Annotated in this window: 4 protein-coding genes (1 of these 4 only partly in view); all 4 read left to right on the forward strand. The window is 69.4% G+C overall.

Annotation, left to right across the window (positions count from 1 at the left end; genetic code table 11):
• Nucleotides 1–12366 carry the final stretch of a DUF4347 domain-containing protein gene (locus AC6LJ5_RS10540; protein WP_498140429.1) on the forward strand. It extends 19518 nt beyond the left edge of the window, so 12366 of the gene's 31884 nt are visible here — the last part of the coding sequence; its start codon lies beyond the left edge, outside the window; it ends in the stop codon at nt 12364–12366.
• Nucleotides 12359–14182: an efflux RND transporter periplasmic adaptor subunit gene (locus AC6LJ5_RS10545; RefSeq protein WP_498140430.1), complete on the forward strand. Its 1824-nt coding sequence runs from the start codon at nt 12359–12361 to the stop codon at nt 14180–14182. The genes AC6LJ5_RS10540 and AC6LJ5_RS10545 overlap by 8 nt, the downstream gene beginning before the upstream one ends.
• 10 nt (nt 14183–14192) lie before the next feature.
• The gene (locus tag AC6LJ5_RS10550) at nt 14193–16346 is read left to right on the forward strand and encodes a hypothetical protein (RefSeq protein ID WP_498140431.1); all 2154 of its coding nucleotides are present in this window, start codon (nt 14193–14195) and stop codon (nt 16344–16346) included.
• A gap of 154 nt (nt 16347–16500) precedes the next feature.
• Nucleotides 16501–18483, forward strand: coding sequence for a preprotein translocase subunit SecA (locus AC6LJ5_RS10555; protein ID WP_498140432.1), 1983 nt, complete (start codon nt 16501–16503; stop codon nt 18481–18483).
• Nucleotides 18484–18493: the final 10 nt, after the last annotated feature.

Raw genomic sequence — 18493 nt, forward strand, 5'->3', positions numbered from 1 at the left:
GGCTCCAGCGCCGTGGTGGGGAACCTGGGCGGCCAGCTGACCACGACCTACAAGCCGGCCCAAGGCCAGGTGATGGTCTGGGTCATGGGCTGGGAATCCAGCGAAACGACCACGACCACCTACGTCACCAAGCAGCTCAACCTGATCGGCGACGGCGTCGATCCGCTGGGCTGGCTGACCAACAAGAACACTACCAAGAAGGGCCCCTACGTCACCTATGCGCAGTCGCGCCCGGTGCTGGTGTCGACCGTGGTGGCCTATACCAGTGAATCTTCCGTGCCTGGCGTGCTGCGGGACCAGCTCGCGGCCAGCGGCAAGCTGAAAGACGTGGTCCTGCCGAACTACGTGGAAGGCAGCGGCAAGCAGGAGCTGCGGGCGGACCCGAACGGGCCGATCTACATCCCGGGCCTGGGCCGCTTCAGCGTGGTGACGGTGGGCGGCCAGCAGCTGGAGAGTTCCGACTTCGTCGTCACCTACCGCAAGTACAACACCAGCGTCATCGTGCGCAACGACGGACCGCATTCCAGCGGCGGCGGCTGGCTGCGCACCAAGACCACCACGCTGACGCAGGTGGTCGAGAAGAAGCAGCAGGAGCTTTATACCTTCTACGTGCCGGCCTCGCAGGACATCAACCTGACGTTCCTGGGCTCCAGCTCGCAGCCGAACGCGGTCTATATCCGCAGCAACGGCGACGTGACGCTGGGCGGCAACGTGATCGTCGGCAATGGCAAGACCGTGCGCATCGAGGCCGTGTCGTCGTCGAAGTCGACGTCCATCACGACTCGCGGCGAGGTCGGCATCCTGGCGCGCGATCCCAATGGGCAGATCCAGCCGGGCACCGCCTCGGTGAATGTCGAGGCCTACGCGCTGGGCGGTTCCATCCAGTTGAACGTCATGGGTTCGGCGGGCTATACCCGGGCCGAGGCGCGCAACGATATCCGGCTGACATATTTCTCCGAGGGCGGCACCAGCTCCCGGGCCATGCTGCAGAAGGTGGCCTCGTCGGCCGGGACCGTCTATATCGAGGCTCTCAACGGCATCTACGCGCACGCCTCGGCCGGCAACGACACCGTGGTGCTGGGCAATCGCGTCGAGCTGAACGCCGGCTATGGCGCCATCGGCTCGGCCGCCAAGGCGCTGTCCATCCATGCGCGCCAGGGCTTCGCGGCCCAGGCCGGACTGGCCGGCGGCGTGGCCGGCGCCGACAAGAGCATTTACATCGCGCAGAACGTGGCCAACGCCGACCTGGTGCTGGTCAAGCCGGTGAACTGGGTCAATCCGCAGGCTTCGGTGTACTCGCAGCTGGGCAGCGTCAGCATCACGCTCAACGGCGGCTCGCTGCTGGACGGCGAGAAGGCCGATACCCGCACCGCGACCGAGAAGGCCTATCCCACGGTCACGGCCAGGATCCTGGCGGATCTGAACGCGCAGATCGCGCGGTACGAAGGCTATTGGTCGGGCGTGCGGGCATTGCAGGTGGCCAGCATCACGCTGGGCGGCGCCGGGACCTTCCTGAGCACCCAGCTCGAAGGCGATGGACGCTACCTGGCCGTGGCCTTCGAGCGCGCCGGCGACTACGAGGCCCTGTTGAAGGCGGCGGTGGACGGCGGGCGCCTGGTGCGCCTGGCGTACAACAACAGCCTGAACGGCAACGCGCGCCAGGAAATCCTGGGCAAGCTGATCGCGGTCTCGAACGACGGCCTGAACTACCGCTTCCAGTTCTCGGTCTACGATTCGGCGACCGGCCTGTACGCCGCGCCGGTGTCGATGGCCTCGCTCGGCTACACCGCCGGCAGCCAGGGCGTGTTGTTCGGCCCGGCCTATGGCCTGGCCGGCGCCACCGACACGTCCAACGCCAACCTGCCGATCCGCTTTACCCTGCCGGCGACGCTGCCGGCGTCGACCCTTGGGTCCGGCGTCCTGCAGATGACGTTCACGCAGGCGCAGCTGAACCAGCTGGCCGCCAGCGGCAATGGCGCGGACGTGCTGGCCGCGCTGCGCAAGTACACCTACGCGGAGATCGGCGGCCAGAAGCTGCTGATCGACCAGATCCTGCCGGTCATGAAGAACGGCGGATACTGGGGATCGCAGGACTTCGACACGGTGCTGATCACGCTGAAGACGCCCTATGTGGGCATCTCCGCGTCGACCAACGGCCACGTGTCGCTCAACGTGGTGCTGGGCAGCGGCAGCGGCGAGTATGGCGGCGAGAACTACGCCGACAAGGTCCAGGCCGCGCGGCCCGGGGTGCCGGCCAACGGGACGCAGGTCGCGAACCCGCCGGCTGGCGACAGCGACATCACGAACGCGGTCATCGCGGCGATCAACGCCTACAACACCGCCCATCCCTCGGCCAAGATCCCGACCGGCCCGGGCTCGCTGTACGACCTGCTGACCAACACCTCGCTGGGCAAGGCCGGCTCGGTGATCCAGCGCAGCGTCACCAGCAATACCATCGCGCTCGCCGGGGCCGCCCTGGGGTGGCAGATTCCGGCCAACGTCTCGTCGGTGCAGGAATACGTCGCCTGGCTCAACGACCCGGCCAATGGCCTGGTGGGCAGCGAGATCAAGCTGACCATCGACGGCGTCGAGGTCACGCGCCGGATCCAGTCCTTCGACCTGAAGCGCGCGGACGGCTCGACGTCCATGGGGATCTACCACCCGGACAACTACCTGTCGCTGGTGCTGGACGATACCGTCACGCTGAAGAACTACTACGTGCGCAACGGCAGCGACGCCGTCATCGCCCAGCAGTTGCCGTCCGAACTGAGCTTCGGCCTGACGGGCCTGGGCAAGGGCGACAACAAGGGCGAGATCGCCTACGCGATCCGGCGCGGCCTGGGCGCGACCGCGCTCATGCAGGGCTCGCTCGCGGTGGACAGCCGCTCGGCCTGGGGCTGGTGGGGCAATCAGAACCTCACCTTCTACCAGTACACCGAGACGACAACGGGCGGCGCGGCCAGGTATGGCAACTATGTGAGCCTGGGCAACGGCTTCAGCTGGGACCTGAGCGCGTCCAACCTGAGCGACGGCGCGCGCATCCAGATGCTCAACGCGATCAAGTCCCTGCTCGCCAGCGGCCAGAACATTTCGCTGACCGGCCTGGACCTGTTCATGACCAACGACGGCACGACGCGCACGGGCCATCAGCTGGGCGTCTACGACAACGGCAAGCTCAAGATCGTATCCGTGGTGGACGAGTTCGGCAATCCGCTGACGGCCCAGAGCCCGGACAGCGCCTGGCTCAAGGGCCGGATCGTGTTCGCCGGCGATGTCTACGCCGAGGAATCGCAGCTCAAGGCGCTGTACGCCTACCGCAATCTGGACACCAATGATCCGAACTGGAGCCAGAAGCCGATCGATCTGGGCGGCATGGTGGTCAACGCGGGCATCCGGCTGGTCGATTCCGGTTTCGCGCAGCAGTCGCTGGCCGCCAAGGGCGCGGCCTCGCTGACGCTGGCCGGCAACGACGCGCTGACGCGCGGCCAGCGCGTGGAGCTGAGCTTCGCCGGCTCCAGCCAGACGCTGGTCTACTACATCAAGAGCGTGAACGGCCGCGTGGTGACGCTGGCCGACACGGCGGACAACGCCTTCCTGCCCAATGGCGAGGCGCTGACGCTGGAGCAGATCCTGAAGGCCGTGGGCGCCACGCCCGGCGCCATCTCGGTCAGGCTACTGGACGCCTCGGCCAGCGGCGCGTCCGTCGCCACGGACGACGTCATCACCCTGACCAAGACCGACATCGTGCCGGTGCTCGATGCCGCCGGCAACGTGACCGGCTACCGCAATCTGCAGAACTACGACCGGGTCTACCTGAACGACGCGCTGGCCAAGGATGGCAAGACCATCAGCCTGCAGAACAACGTGGCCTACTACGTGCTGGTCGAGAGCGGCAACCGCGTTCGTCTGTTCGCGTCCAAGGAACAGGCCATGCTGTACCAGCAGTTCGAGCAGCTCAGGCAGACGCCGGACGGGCAGGCCCTGATTAAATCGCTGTTCACCGACGCGGGCATCATGCCGCAGTTGCTGACGGGATTCGCCGCTGCCAATCTGCGCGGCATGTTCACGGTCAGCACGCATCTGTTCCAGGCCCAGGCCGTGGCGGATCCGGCGAGCCTGAGCGCGCAGATGCAGGCCCTGCACGAGCAGTTCAAGAACCAGGCCTACGACCCCAATCACCTGCCGTCCAGCCTGAACCTGGCGGGCGTCCAGGACCTGGTGAAGTCGGTGCGCAACCAGGTGGTCTATGACTACGCCGTGAACAAGGAACTGGCGCAGACGGCCGAATACCACAACTATTGGCGCGAGCGCCTGACCTCGACCGTGGGCGCGTCTTCGGCGCTGACGGGGCTGGCCGACGGCAGCTTCAAGCTCGCCAACATGTTCATCGTGGATGACGGCAAGGGCGGCTTGCGCGCGTTGGCGACCGGCGACGAGATCTACTTCCGCGACGCGGTCGGCGGACTGCGGGCCGACACCGCGTACTACGCCATCGTCGGCGCCGACGGCAGCATCCGCCTGGCGGCCACGCTGGCCGACGCCATGCTCTACCAGACGGGCGCGGGCCAGAACGATGCCCTGCTGGCCCTGTATCCCGGCATGGGCAAGGCTGTCACGGTGGACTTCAAGGCCGCTGACCTGGCGAGCGCGCAGGCCTATGTGCGCAACTATGTCCAGAAGACCGACGCGCCGGCGCAGACGGCCGACGAGATCGCGTTGTACGGCAGCAGCTACCGGACCGGGTACTTCTTCTACTTCTCGGCGGCGACGCTGCGCAATATCGAGAACAACCTGCTGTATCCGGTGTCCGCCACCATCAACGAAAAGGTCTTCGATATCGACAGCCAGTCCGAAGGCGTGCCGCCGGCGGATCGCTTCCTGAATGTGAAGGCGGGGCAGGGCATTACGCTGCGCACCTCGGGGCAGGGCTCGATCGGCGCGCAGCTGGGCGAATACACGCTGAAGCTGCCCGACCTGAGCACGATCAGCGGCGACCAGCGCGCCAACATCTTCGACGCGCTGCCGGAGGCCGACAAGGCCATCCTGTCGCGCGCCAATGCCGCCAACCTGGCGGGCGTCTATCACACGCTGTACCGCTATATCGGGCCCGCCGGCACGGTCTCGCTGGACCGCGCCCACGTGGACTTCACCGACGCCAGCCTGTGGCGGGCGGTCAATCCCATGTTCTCGAACGATGCCGCGCTGCAGCTCGGCGCCAGGCTGGCGGCGGGCACCGAACTGCAATTCCTGTTCGCCGACCGCTTCGGCCTGTTCGAGAACAGCCGCGAGGTCTTCGTCTACAACAGCCGGATGCTGGAAGGCGCGACCGGCGGACAGCTGGCGCAGCTGCAGGCGAACATCGCCGCGGCCCGGACCGCCGGCCTGCAGGTGGTGGACATCGGCAGCGGCTTCCTGGACCCGGTCTGGAAGGCCGTCGACGTGCCATTCGTGGTGCAGGACGGCGCCAGCGCGCAGCAGCTGAAGACGGGCGCGCTGGTGGGCGACATGCGCGATCCGCGCTATCTCACCATCAACCTGACCCGCTCGCTGGCGGTGCAGGCGGTCGACGGCGTGGTGTCGGCCTATAGCGACACCACGGTGGGCCTGGACTCGCCCAAAGGCAGCATCCGCCTGGGCGACATCCATGCCGCCAAGGGCATCACCATCACGGTCAGCGCCCAGGGCGGTTCCATCATCGGCACCGACGCGGGCACGCTGGAGAGCCAGGGCCAGGTCAGCCTGGTCGCCAATCGCGACATCGTGGGGGGCACCCGCGACGCCAACGGCATCTACCAGTACGACGGCGCCAAGGCGCTGCAACTCAATCTGGGCGCGGGCCATGCGCTCTATGTCGAGGCGGGCGGCGTGGCGCGGGTGGCGCAGCAGGGCGGCGTCGACCTGAACCTGGTGCTGGCCAATACCAAGGGCACGGCCCAGGCCGGCTCCAGCTACCAGGCCGACGCCAACCTGCGCGTGGGCCAGGTGATCGCCGCCGGCAACGTCACGCTGCAGGCGGGGCAGTCGATCCTGAACGCCACGGCGGCGGGCCAGCGCCAATACGCCAACGTCACGCTCAGCGAACTGAGCGCGCAGGCGCTTGCGGCGCTGGGCTATGCGCGGGAGGTGGTCCTGATCGCGGGGCAGTCCGTCGGCCAGCTGGGCGCGGACCTGTCGGCGGACGGGTCGCCCGTGCTGGTCAATCTGTCGGCCAGCGATAGTCAGGCCGTGCTGAAGGCGCAGGCCGGAACCAGCCTGAACGTCTATGGCCTGCATGGCCTGCGCCTGGGCGGCGTGACGGTGGCGGACGGCAATGGCCTGCGCGGCGACGCGCGGATCTACGCGCTGGAAGACATCCTGAACGGCACGGCGCCGGGCCAGGCCGCGCTGACCGCGCGCAATGCCTGGCTGGGCACCCTGTCCGGCGGCATCGGCGTGGCGGCGCAGCCGCTGTTGACCGATCTGTCCGGCTATCTGATCGCGCTGGCCCAGGGGGCCGTGGCGATCAGCCAGCTGGGCGCGCATGACCTGGCGCTGGCGCACGTGGAATCGCGCAACCGCGACGAGATCCGCCTGAGCAGCCAGGCCAGTATCGTCAACGACAAGACCGCGCATCCGGGCCTGTCCGCCGGCCGCGCCGATCCGGTCGTCATCGGCGGCAGCCTGTATTTCACGGCGGCCGGCTCGGTCGGCGGCTACGGCCAGTCCGACGCCGCGGGCGCGGCGGTCAACGACGCGCTGATCGTGGCGGCCATCGGGCCGCAGGCCACGCTCAACGCCACGGCCGGCGGCGACGTCGCGCTGGTGCAGGTGGCCCAGGCTGACGATGCGCTGGGCGCCACGCAGACGCTGGCGCTCAACGTGGGCCGGATCGAGGCGCGCAACGTCTGGCTGGCGGCGCGTTCCAGCGCGGCTGGCGTGGGCGGGGACATTCATGTGGCGGCCGGCTCGGCGCTCAGCGCCGTGGGCGTGGCCAGCCTGCTGGCCGGCAACAACCTGTATGTCGCCGCTCCGTCCAATGGTCAGCCCGGCGGCCTGATCTCGGCCGGACAGCGCATGAACCTGCGTGTGGACCGCGATGACCGCGGCGCCTACGGCAAGGCCTCGGCCATCACGATAGACGGCCGCCTGCTGGCGCCGGAAATCGTCATCCACGGCAGCGAGACCGGCGCCAACACCGTCCGCTTCGGCGCGACCGCCGACGCTGGCGGCGCGCTGGACGGCAACGGCTTGCTGACCCAGGGCAACACGATGCAGATTCTGGGCGGGTCCGGCCAGGACGATATCGAGATCCGCGCGCGCCTGATCGCGCAGCAGCTGCTGACGGTGTCCACGCAGGACGGTGATGACCGCGTGGTGTTGCAGTCGACCGAAACCTCGGGCGGCGTGCGCATCGAGACGGGCGCGGGCAACGACACGGTATCCGTGATCGGCACGCGCGTCGGCGGCGGATTGTCCATCTTGACCGGCGACGGCGGCAATGTCGTCACGCTGGACACGGCGACGGTCGGCGGCGACACGTCCATCACGAGCGGCAAGGACGCGGACCAGATCACGCTGGTCAACAGCGGTCTGACCGGCGGTCTGACGATCGACGCCGGCGACGGCGGCAATGTCGTCAGGCTGGATACCACGACGGTGGGCGGCGCTACACGCATCACGACCGGCAAGGACGCGGATCAGATCACGCTGGTCAACAGCGGCCTGACCGGCGGCCTGACGATCGACGCCGGCGACGGCGGCAACGTCGTCAAGCTGGAGACGGTGACGGTGGGCGGCGACACGCGCATCACGAGCGGCAAGGACGTAGATCAGATCACGCTGGTCAACAGCGGCCTGACCGGCGGCCTGACGATCGACGCCGGCGACGGCGGCAATGTCGTCAAGCTGGAGACGGTGACGGTGGGCGGTGATACGCGCATCACGACCGGCAAGGACGCGGATCAGATCACGCTGGTCAACGGCGGCCTGACCGGCGGCCTGACGATCGACGCCGGCGACGGCGGCAACGTCGTCGCGCTGGAGACGGTCACGGTGGGCGGCGATACGTCCATCGTCACCGGCAGGGATGCCGACCAGATCACGCTGACGCGGACCGTCGGCCAGGGCATGCTGAGGATAGACGCGGGCGACGGCGACAACCGCGTGCTGCTGTCCGAGACCGTCCAGCATGGCGCGACGACGATCCTGACGGGCAACGGCCAGGATCTCATCAGCCTGTCGATGGCGGACTTCCTGGGCCGTTTGCACGTCGAATCCGGCGCCGGCAATGACAAGATCTGGATGTCGCAGATCCTGCTGGGGGCTGGCGCGACGGTGCTGGGCGGCGATGGCGACGATTACATCTATCTGTCGGCGCGGGCGCTGGCGGGCGGCGTGTCGATTTCCGGGGGAGCGGGCAACGACCTCATCGTGCTGGACAAGCTGCCGTCGCTGACCAGCCGGCAGACCGTTCCCGGTCAGGTCGATCGCGTCGACGTCGACGGCGGCGCGGGCTCCAACCGCGTCATCGTCAATCTGGCCGAGGCGCTGACCTCCGTGCTGATCAATGTCCATCATTCCGACGGGCAGGGCCGCGAGAACCTGGCGGGCGTCAACCAGCTGACCATCAATGGCACCGCGCAGGACGAGACCTTCCTGCTGCGCGCCGGCTATCTGGCCAAGCTGACGCCGCAGGGCGCGGGCTACGCCGACGCGGTGCAGCGCGTGAACTACGACCGGACCAGCACGGGCGGGCTGCGCCTGAACGCGGTGGACGGCGGCAATCGCTTCTACATCGACGACACCGGCACGCAGGTCGTCATCGACGGCGGCCGCGGCAGCGATCCGGCAAAGCGCAACGAGTTCCAGATCGGCCAGCTGTACGGGCTGGACCGGCTGCCGCCCAGTGTGGCGGCGGGCGACCGGATCGATACCGTGCGCACCACGCAGGGCTATCTGTCGCGCGGCAACAGCCATGGCATGACGATCTACGGCGCCGAGAACAGCGTCAACGTGTTCCGCATCTACAGCAATGCCGCGCCGCTGGCGTTGCATGGCGGCAAGCGCGACGACGCCTTCATGGTCTACGCCTTCAAGCAGGATCAGGCGCAGGCGGGCGGCGCGCGCGGTTACGTGCTCAACGGCGAACTGTCCATCGATGGCGGCGAGGGCGTGAACACGTACACCACGCTGGGCACGGAGGAGGATGATGCCTTCGTGCTGACGCAGGAAGGGCTGCGCGGCGCCGGGCTGAACACCCGCTACCAGAATATCCAGAGGGTGAACCTGGACGCGCGCGAGGGCAACGACCACATCTATGTGCTGTCCACGCGCAGCAACGTGATCACCACCCTGATCGGCGGCAGCGGCAGCAATACCTTCGACCTGTCGGGCGATGTGACGGGCAATACCATCGTCAGCGGCCGCGACGGCTCGCGCGGCGTGCTGGACGGCAAGCAGCCCGTCGTCGTCACCGCCCAGCCGGGCGCGCTGAACGGCAGCGGCGGCGCGCCGTTGGCGTTGTCGGTGAGCCTGGACATGGGCATCCTGCCGCGTCCGGCCAGCGGCCAGGCTTATGTGTCGCTGACCAGCGCCATGCTGGCGTCCGCGCTCTACGGCTCGCTGACGCAAGGCACGGGCCTGTCCGCCGCCGATGGGCTGGCGGCCGTGCGCCAGGGCCTGCAGGGCCGTGGCCTGCTGCTGTCGACCGACGGCGGTCAGACCTGGCATGAAAGCGTGGTGCTGGCGTTCGACGCCAATGGCGTCGGCGGGCAGGGCTGGGATACGACCCGGCAGGTGTTGGTCAAGCTGGAGGACGGCCCGGGCATCGGCCTGCCGCCGGTGAGCCTGGCCGGCCGCGACCTGCGGCTGTCGGCCACGCTGTTCACCACGCTGCCCGGCATGCACGATGTGGCCCTGCCATCCATCGTCGTGCCGGTGGCCGATCCGGGTCACGCCGGACCGCCCAACGATCCGGGCAAGGTGCGCGCGCCGCGCGCCACCGACCAGCCAACGATCGTCGTGGATCCGGTCACGGGCGTGAGCTATGCCAACTATCCCGACCAGCCGCACGACGTGTCCGGCATCCAGGGCAGCCTGCTGATCGAGGGCGGCGCGCTGGACAAGCCGGACTACGACGGCGCGCTGCGCGCCGGCGTGGGCCTGCCCGGCGAGACCGACGCGCCGCTGGGCGCGCGCAATACCGGCCAGGCGCCGACGGCCGCGGCCAACAACCGCATCCGCCTGTTCGACGACGGCACGCTCACCGGCCAGGTGGGCATGCAGGACATGGCCGCGCAGCTGAGCGGCCTGGGCAGGCTGTATAACAACCCGCAGGCGGGCGACTTCGGCCGCATCACCGGACTGGGCATGACGCCGGGCGTGGGCGCGGCGGCGGGCAGCATCTTCCAGGCCAGCGAAGCCGGCATCCATGGCTATGACCGGGGCATCGTCTTCCACGGCGTGCAGTCGGTCAACACCATGCTGGGCCAGGGCGACGACACCTACACCGTGCGCCATGCGCCCGTGGGCACCGTGACCCTGGTGCAGGGCGGCGGCGGCAGCAACACGCTGGTGGTCCAGGGAGATACCGTGGGCGGCGCCAGCCGGCCGGTGCTGCTGTTCGGCTCCACCAGTCAGGACGACCGCTACTACACCGCCACGCCCGGCCACCGGGTGGCGGGCCAGGCGCTGGCCTTCGGCAGGGCGGGCAACAACGTGCTGGACGCGCGCGGGGCGACCCAGGGCGTGATCCTGTACGGCGGCGCCGGCGACGACCTGATCTACGGCGGCTCGGGCAAGGACCTGATCGCCGGCGGCGGCGGCAACAACACGATCCATGCCGGCCAGGGCAACAACATCGTGTTCGGCAATGCCGGCCTGAACATCGACCTGGGGACGCCCATGGACATGCGCAGCTCGCCGGACCTGCGTTCGCTGTACGCGCTGACGCTGGTGCTGAGTCCGGATCAGGCCGCCGGACAGGCGGTGGGCGCGGCGGCGGACCGGCTGGCCGTCGGCGGCAACACCATCACCGCGGGCGACGGCAACAACATCGTGTTTGCCAACTTCGGCCGCATCGTGACGGTGACGCCGGTCAACTACCTGCGCGATCGGGGTGATTTCATCGATCCCGCCGCGCCGGGCGGCGAGGCCCGTTACCTGGCGGGCGCCGGCCTGCTCGCGCTGGAAACCATCAATGTGCCGACGGCGGGCCGCAATGCCATCTCGGTCGGCAGCGGGCGCAACGTGCTGTTCGGCGGCATGGGCGACGACAGCATCCGGGCGGCCGGCGGCTTCAACCTGATGGCCGGCAACGCGGCGCAGGCGCTGTACACGGCGGCGGGGCGCATCCTGTCCTTCGCTTCCACCTTCCCATCGCAGGGCGGCAACAATTCGCTCTACAACAATGGCGAAGGCGTGATGATCGGCGGCGTCGGCAACGACGTGCTGGAAAGCGGCGCGGGATCCAACGTCATGTTCGGCGACAACGGCAGGGTGACCTTCGTCAACGATCGTTTCAGCGTCGCCGAGACACTGGATATCGCCTATGGCGGCGACGACATCCTGCTGGCGGGCACCGGCGGCAATTTCATGCTGGGCGGCCGTGGTTCCGACATGTTCCGAGGCAGCTTCTCCAAGGACGTGATGGTGGGCGATTTCGCGGCCATCTACTTCGATCTGTCGGGCAGCCGCGTCGTCAACCTGACGCGCTTCGGCCCGGGCGGCAACTCGCCCGACCTGATCACCCGCTCGCTGGAAGCGCTGTATTCCTGGCCCGGCACGCTGGGGCATGCGCCGCATCCGGTTTTCGAACGCGCCTGGACGCAACGCAGCGTGGCCTTCCTGTCCGCCGGCCACGCCGCGCAGGATGGCGGCCGCGTCAGCGTGGCGCCGGAGCGTCCGGATATCGTCATCGAACGCCACGATGGCGGCATTTCGCTCTATGCTGCCGGCGATGCCGCGCCTGGCGTAGTCAGCATGCGTGGTGGCGCGGACGCGTCGGACGCGGGCCGAAGCATGGCGCCGTCCGGCCCGGCCGGGACGGAAGCGCCGGGGGACGGCTCGCATCAGGAACAGGATCAGGAGGAGCAGCAGCAAGGGCGGCAGGCCGACGGGCAGGAGCAGGATCCGCGTCCGCGGGCGTCCGCCGGCGAGGCGGCGCTCCAGCCGTTCGCCGCGCCGGATCGGGCGCCTGACGAGCGCGCGGCCCTGGCGGCGGGCGTGGGCGTGCTGGGCCTGTCCGGCGCGCTGGGCGCGACCGGCTCGGTGGTGTTCAATTCCAAAACCAATACATGGGAGAACAAGGCCCGTCGCAAGACCGGTGTGCGCATGATCCGCCAGGACATGCCGCTGGAGGAGGCGCAGGCCCTGAGCGAGGATGAATGATCCGATCGTCGCCGCGCAGGTGAAGCGCGCGGACCTGGCCTGGGGGGCGGCGCTGTCTTCCAGCGCCGACCGGCAGGCGTTCCTGCAAGCCTGGGTGGCCCTGCAGGCCAGCCAGCTCGCGGACCTGCGCCATGGCGCGCTGATCCTGGGCGAGCCGGACACCGGGCCGTTCGAGGTGGCGGCCGCCACGCCCGCCGGCAGCCGTCCCGGGCCGGGTTTCTACAACCTGGTGGATGATTGCCTGCAGGGCCGCGAGACGGCCGTGGCCGCCGACGGCCGCGCCCTGACCGTGGCCTATCCCATCGTGCTGGGCGGCCGCCTGCATGGCGTGGCCGCCTTCGAGACCGCGCCGCAGCCGCCCGAGCCCGTGGTGCAGGCCCTGCGCTGGGGCGCGGGCGTGCTGGAGGCCTGGCTGCTGCAGGGCGAGCGCAACGACAGCGCGCTGACCATCGAGCGGCTGATGTACGTCGTCAACAGCGTCGCGCGCGCCTTGAAGGAGGGCCGCTTCAAGGACGTGGCGCTGACGCTGGTGACCGACCTGGCGACCCGCCTGGAATGCGACCGCGTGAGCATCGGCTTTCGTCAGGACGGGCGCATCAAGGTGCAGGCGCTGTCGCACAGCAGCCGCCTGGTGCAGAACATGAACCTGGTGCAGGCGGTGGCCGAGGCCATGGACGAGGCCGTGGACCAGAACACCACGCTCTGCCTGCCCCAGGACGAGGGCCGCACCATCCAGCTGCGCGCCCACCACAAGCTGGCGCGCGAGTTCGGCAACCGCCACGTGCTGACCGTGCCCTTCGCGCCCGACGCCGAGGCGCGCGGCGCCTTGCTGTTCGAGCGGCCGGACGGGCGCGGTTTCGACCGCCAGGACATTGAGCTGTGCCAGAGCGTGGCGCTGCTGGCGGGCCGGGTGCTGTACCAGCGGCTGCGCCAGGAACGGCCCCTGTGGCGCAAGGGCCGCGACGCGCTGCTGCGCGAAGCGGGCCGCTTGTTCGGCGCGCGCTACATCGGCCGCAAGCTGCTGGTGCTGGCGGTGGCGGCGCTGGCGCTGTTCGCCGCGCTGGCCCACGGGCCCTATCGCGTCGGCGCGTCCGCCACCGTGCAGGGCGTGGTGCAGCGCGTGGTCGCGGCGCCGTTCGAGGGCTATATCGCCGAGGCCACCCGCCGCGCCGGCGACGAGGTCAGGCAGGGCGATGTGCTGGCCGTGCTGGATATCCGCGAGACCGAGCTGGAGCTGCTGCGCGCCGGCAACCTGGAGGTGCAGTACCGCCGCCAGGGCGAGGAGGCCATGGCGCGCGGCGACAGCGCCGCCGCCGCCATCGCTCAGGCGCAGGCGCGCCAGGCCATGGCCCAGATCCAGTTCTACCGGCAGCAGATCCAGCGTTCCAGCCTGCGCGCGCCGTTCGACGGCGTGCTGGTCAGCGGCGACCTGAGCCAGCAGCTGGGCGAGGCGGTCAAGCGCGGTCAGGAGCTGTTCAAGCTCTCGCCGCTGGACGGCTACCGCCTGTGGCTGGACGTGGAGGACCGCCAGATCGACGACGTGGCGGTGGGGCAGACCGGCAGGGTGGCGCTGGCCGCCATGCCCGACCGGCAGATCCCCTTCACGGTCACGCGCATCGTGCCGCTGGCCCAGGTCCAGGAAGGCAAGACGGTGTTCCGCCTGGAGGCCAGCCTGACGCCGGGCGAGAGCGCCACGCTGCGCCCGGGCATGGAGGGCGTGGGGCGCATCGACATCGGCGAGCGCCGCTACGCCTGGATCTGGACCCATGGCTTCATGGACTGGCTGCGCCTGAAGTGGTGGGCCTGGTTCGGGTAGGAAGCGGAACATGACGGCCACCGCCCTCTACAGCAATTCCTGGCACCGCGTCAGCGCGCTGCGGCCGCGCCTGCGCTCGCACATCCACATCCAGCGCCACACCTATCGGGGGCAGGTCTGGTATGTGATGCAGGACCAGAGCAACGGCGAATTCCACCGCTACACGCCCGAGGCCAACCTGCTGATCAGCCTGATGGACGGACGCCGCAGCGTGCAGCAGATCTGGGAGATCGCCTGCGCGCAGCTGGACGACGACGCCATGCCGCAGGACGAGGTCATCCGCCTGATGTCCCAGCTGCACCGCGCCGACGTGCTGATGACCGATCGCGCGCCGGACGTGCGCGACCTGGTGCAGCGCCGCCGCCGCCAGCGCGCGCAGAAGATCAAGCAGTACGTCGGCAATCCCAGCGCGCTCAAGCTGCCGCTGCTCGATCCCGACCGCTGGCTGAGCGCCGCGCTGCCGTACTACCGCTGGCTGTTTACCTGGGTGGGTGGGCTGCTGTGGCTGGCCGTGGTGCTCTACGGCGCTGCGCTGGGCGCCATGCACTGGAAGGCGCTGACGCACAACGTCTGGGACCAGGTGTTCTCGGCCGGCAATGTGCTGGCCATGGCGCTGGTGTATCCGCTGGTCAAGGCCGTCCACGAGCTGGGCCACGCCTGCGCGGTCAAGGCGCGCGGCGGCGAGGTCCACGAGATCGGGCTGATGTTCCTGCTGCTGGTGCCCATTCCCTATGTGGACGCGTCGGCGGCGGCCGGCTTCGCCGATAAGCGCTGGCGCATGCTGGTGGGGGCGGCGGGCATCCTGGTGGAGCTGTTCCTGGCGGCGCTGGCCATGATCGCCTGGACGCAGCTGGAGCCGGGCCTGGGACGGTCCGTGGCCTACAACGTCATCATCCTGTGCGGCGTGTCCACGCTCTTCATGAACGGCAATCCCCTGCTGCGCTATGACGGCTACTACGTGCTGTCGGACGCCATCGAGATTCCCAACCTGGGGCAGCGCGCCAATGCCTGGCTCGGGTATCTGTTCAAGCGCTACGTGCTGGGCCTGGCCGCCGTCGAGGCGCCGCGCGCCAGCCGGGGCGAGCAGTGGTGGTTCGTGGGCTATGCGCTGCTGTCCTTCGTCTACCGCATGTTCATCATGTTCCTGGCCATCTTCCTGGTGGCGGGGCAGTTCTTTTTCTTCGGCGTCCTGCTGGCCTGCTGGGCCATCCTGAACACCATTGTCATGCCGCTGTGGCGGCTGGCGCGGCAGCTGTTCACCGACCCGCAGATCCAGGCGCGCCGGGGGCGGTCCTATGCCATCACCGCGCTCTGCGTGCTGGCGGCGGCCGGACTGGCGGGCGCCGTGCCCATGCCGTCCTCGACCGATACCGAGGGCGTGGTCTGGGTGCCGCCGTCGGCCCAGGTGCGCGCGCCGGTGGCCGGCTTCGTCCGCGAGCGCCAGGCGGCGGACGATGCGCTCGTGGAGGCGGGCGCGCCGCTGCTGGCGCTGGAGAACGACGAACTGCAGCGGCGCGACGCCATGCTGGCCGCCCAGGTCGACGAGTACCAGGCGCGCTACGTGCAGGCGCATGCCCAGAATCCGGTGCAGGCCGCCATCACGCGCCATCAATGGCAGAGCCTGCTGACCGAGAAGCGCGCGGTCGATGAACAGGTGCAGTCGCAACAGGTGCGCAGCCGGCACGCCGGCCGCTACGTTTCGGCCCAGCCCGAGGACATGACCGGCCGCTACGTCCAGCGCGGCGAGCTGCTGGGCTATGTGCTGACCGAGGCCGAGACGGTGCGCGTGGTGGTGCCGCAGTCCAGCCTGGAGCGGATCCATCGCTCGCTGGAAGGCGTGCGCGTGCGGCTGGTGCAGGACGCGGGCCGCGAGTTCGAGGCGCGCGTGCTGCGCGAGGTGCCGTCGGCCACCGACGAGCTGCCCAGCATGGCGCTGAGCCTGCAGGGCGGCGGCAGCATCGGCGTGGATCCGCGCAAGTCGCAGGAAGGGCGGGCCAAGTCGGCGGAGAACCTGTTCGTCATGGACCTGCAATTGCCGCCGGACGCGCCGCGCGGTTACGTGGGCGCGCGCGTCTATGTGAAGTTCTCCCACGAGCCCCGGCCGATCGCGTTGCAGGCCTACGATATGGTGCGCCAGATGGTGCTGCGCCAGCTAAAACTCTAATGGAGGAAACCCACCCCCGCAGCGCTGCGCGCTTCCCACCTGGGCGGCCCCCCTCAAGGGGGCGCCACTACGGACCGGCATAGCCGGATCCGTGTGGCCCTGGTCGTGACGGTTTTGCCAAGTTGTGACGTTCCACTTCGTGGATATGACTGAAATGGATATTTGTGCTGCTTTGGCGCCCGACCCGCTCTATCCCGAAAGGGAGAGCGAGCGGCACGCCAACAAGCTGGAGGCCTGGGGCACGGCGGCGCTGCGCTGGCTGGCGCGCAAGCGGCGTCAGCCGCTGTGGCGCACCCGCCGCATCCTGGCGCAGGTGCATCGCGAGGCCGGCCGGCTGGCCGGGCTGGATCTTGCCGGTGTGCGCGCGCGCGCCGACGAGGTGGCGTTCGACCTGCGCTGCAACGGCATCACCCAGGCCGGCGCCGCGCGCGCCTTCGCGCTGGTGCGGCAGGCGGGCCGGCTGGCGCTGGGCAAGGCGCATTTCGATGTGCAGCTGCTGGGCGGCTGGGCCATGCTGCAGGGCATGGTGGCCGAGATGAACACGGGCGAGGGCAAGACGCTGACCGCCACGCTGCCGGCCGCCACGGCGGCGCTGGCCGGGCTGCCGGTGCATGTCATCACCACCAACGATTATCTGGTCGAGCGCGACGCGCAGATCATGACGCCGCTGTATCAGGCGCTGGGCCTGAGCGTGGCCTGGGTCAGCATGGAAATGGATCCTGCCGAGCGGCGGCGGGCCTATCGGGCCGACATCGTGTACTGCTCGAACAAGACCCTCGTCTTCGACTATCTGCGCGACCTGATCGTGCTGGACGACGACAAGGACGAGGACCGGCTGCGGCTGGAATGGCTGCGCGGCGGCGAGGGGCGCGTCGGCGAGCTGTTCCTGCGCGGCCTGTGCTTCGCCATCGTGGACGAGGCCGACAGCGTGCTGGTCGACGAGGCGCGCACGCCGCTCATCATTTCGGGCGTGCAGGAAGAGGACGGCGGCGCCGTCACCGCCCAGGCCATGGAGCTGGCGGCGGGCATGCGCGAGGAACATTACCTGATCCAGCGGGAGCATCGACGGGCCGCGCTCACCGAGTCCGGGCGCGAGCATCTGCGCCTGGCCTGCGCGGCCCTGCCCGCGCCCTGGGGCATTCCGTTCCGGCGCGAAGAGCTGATCCTGAGCGCGCTGACCGTGCTGCACCTGTACCGGCTCGATGAGCAGTACATCGTGCGCGACGGCAAGGTCATGGTGGTGGACGAGTTCACCGGACGCGTCATGCCCGACCGTTCCTGGGGCCAGGGCCTGCACCAGATGATCGAGCACAAGGAAGGCCTGGAACTCAGCGATCCGCGCGCCACGCTCAAGAGCATCAGCTACCAGCGCTTCTTCAAGCACTACCTGTTGCTGGCGGGCATGACGGGCACCGCCGCCGAGATCCGGGCGGAGCTGGGCCGCGTCTACAACCTGCCCGTGGTCCGCATTCCCACGCATCGCAAGTCGCGCCGGATCCACGCGCCGGACAGCGTGCACCGGACCATGGCGGACAAATGGGCGGCCGTGCGCGAACGCTGTCGCGCGCTGCATGCGCGCGGCGTGCCGGTGCTGATCGGCACGCGCTCGGTGGCGGCGTCGGAGGAGGTGGCCCGGGTGCTGGCCGAGGCGGCGCTGCCGGCGGTCGTGCTCAACGCCAAGCAGGACGCCGACGAGGCCGCGCTGGTCGGGCGCGCCGGGGAGATCGGCAGCATCATGATCGCCACCAACATGGCCGGGCGCGGCACCGACATTCCCTTGTCGGACGCCGCGCGCGAGGCCGGCGGCCTGCACGTCATCCTGACCGAGCGGCACGAGTCCGCCCGCATCGACCGCCAGCTCGAAGGCCGCAGCGGCCGCCAGGGCGATCCCGGCCATGCCGAGGCCATCCTGTCGCTGGAGGACGCCGTGCTGGACAGCGTCAGGAACAGCCTCTGGTCGCGGCCGATGGACGCGCTGCTGGCGATGAGCTTCCCCGGCTGGCGCGCCGTCGCGGCGCGCTGGCTGCGCCACGCGCAGGCGCGCACCGAAAGAAAACTGGCCCGCGAACGCCGCAGCATGGTGTCCGCGGACGAAGAATTGGAGAATTCCCTGTCATTTTCCGGACAGGGAGACTGAGGTCCGTCGA

It is taken from the genome of Achromobacter sp. 1011791174 (assembly GCF_059760925.1).

What these genes read in the sequence shown, in the direction of transcription:
- AC6LJ5_RS10545 (WP_498140430.1), top strand. Translation starts at nt 12,359, where the DNA reads ATGAATGATCCGATCGTCGCCGCGCAGGTGAAGCGCGCGGACCTGGCC.
- AC6LJ5_RS10550 (WP_498140431.1), top strand. Translation starts at nt 14,193, where the DNA reads ATGACGGCCACCGCCCTCTACAGCAATTCCTGGCACCGCGTCAGCGCG.
- AC6LJ5_RS10555 (WP_498140432.1), top strand. Translation starts at nt 16,501, where the DNA reads ATGGATATTTGTGCTGCTTTGGCGCCCGACCCGCTCTATCCCGAAAGG.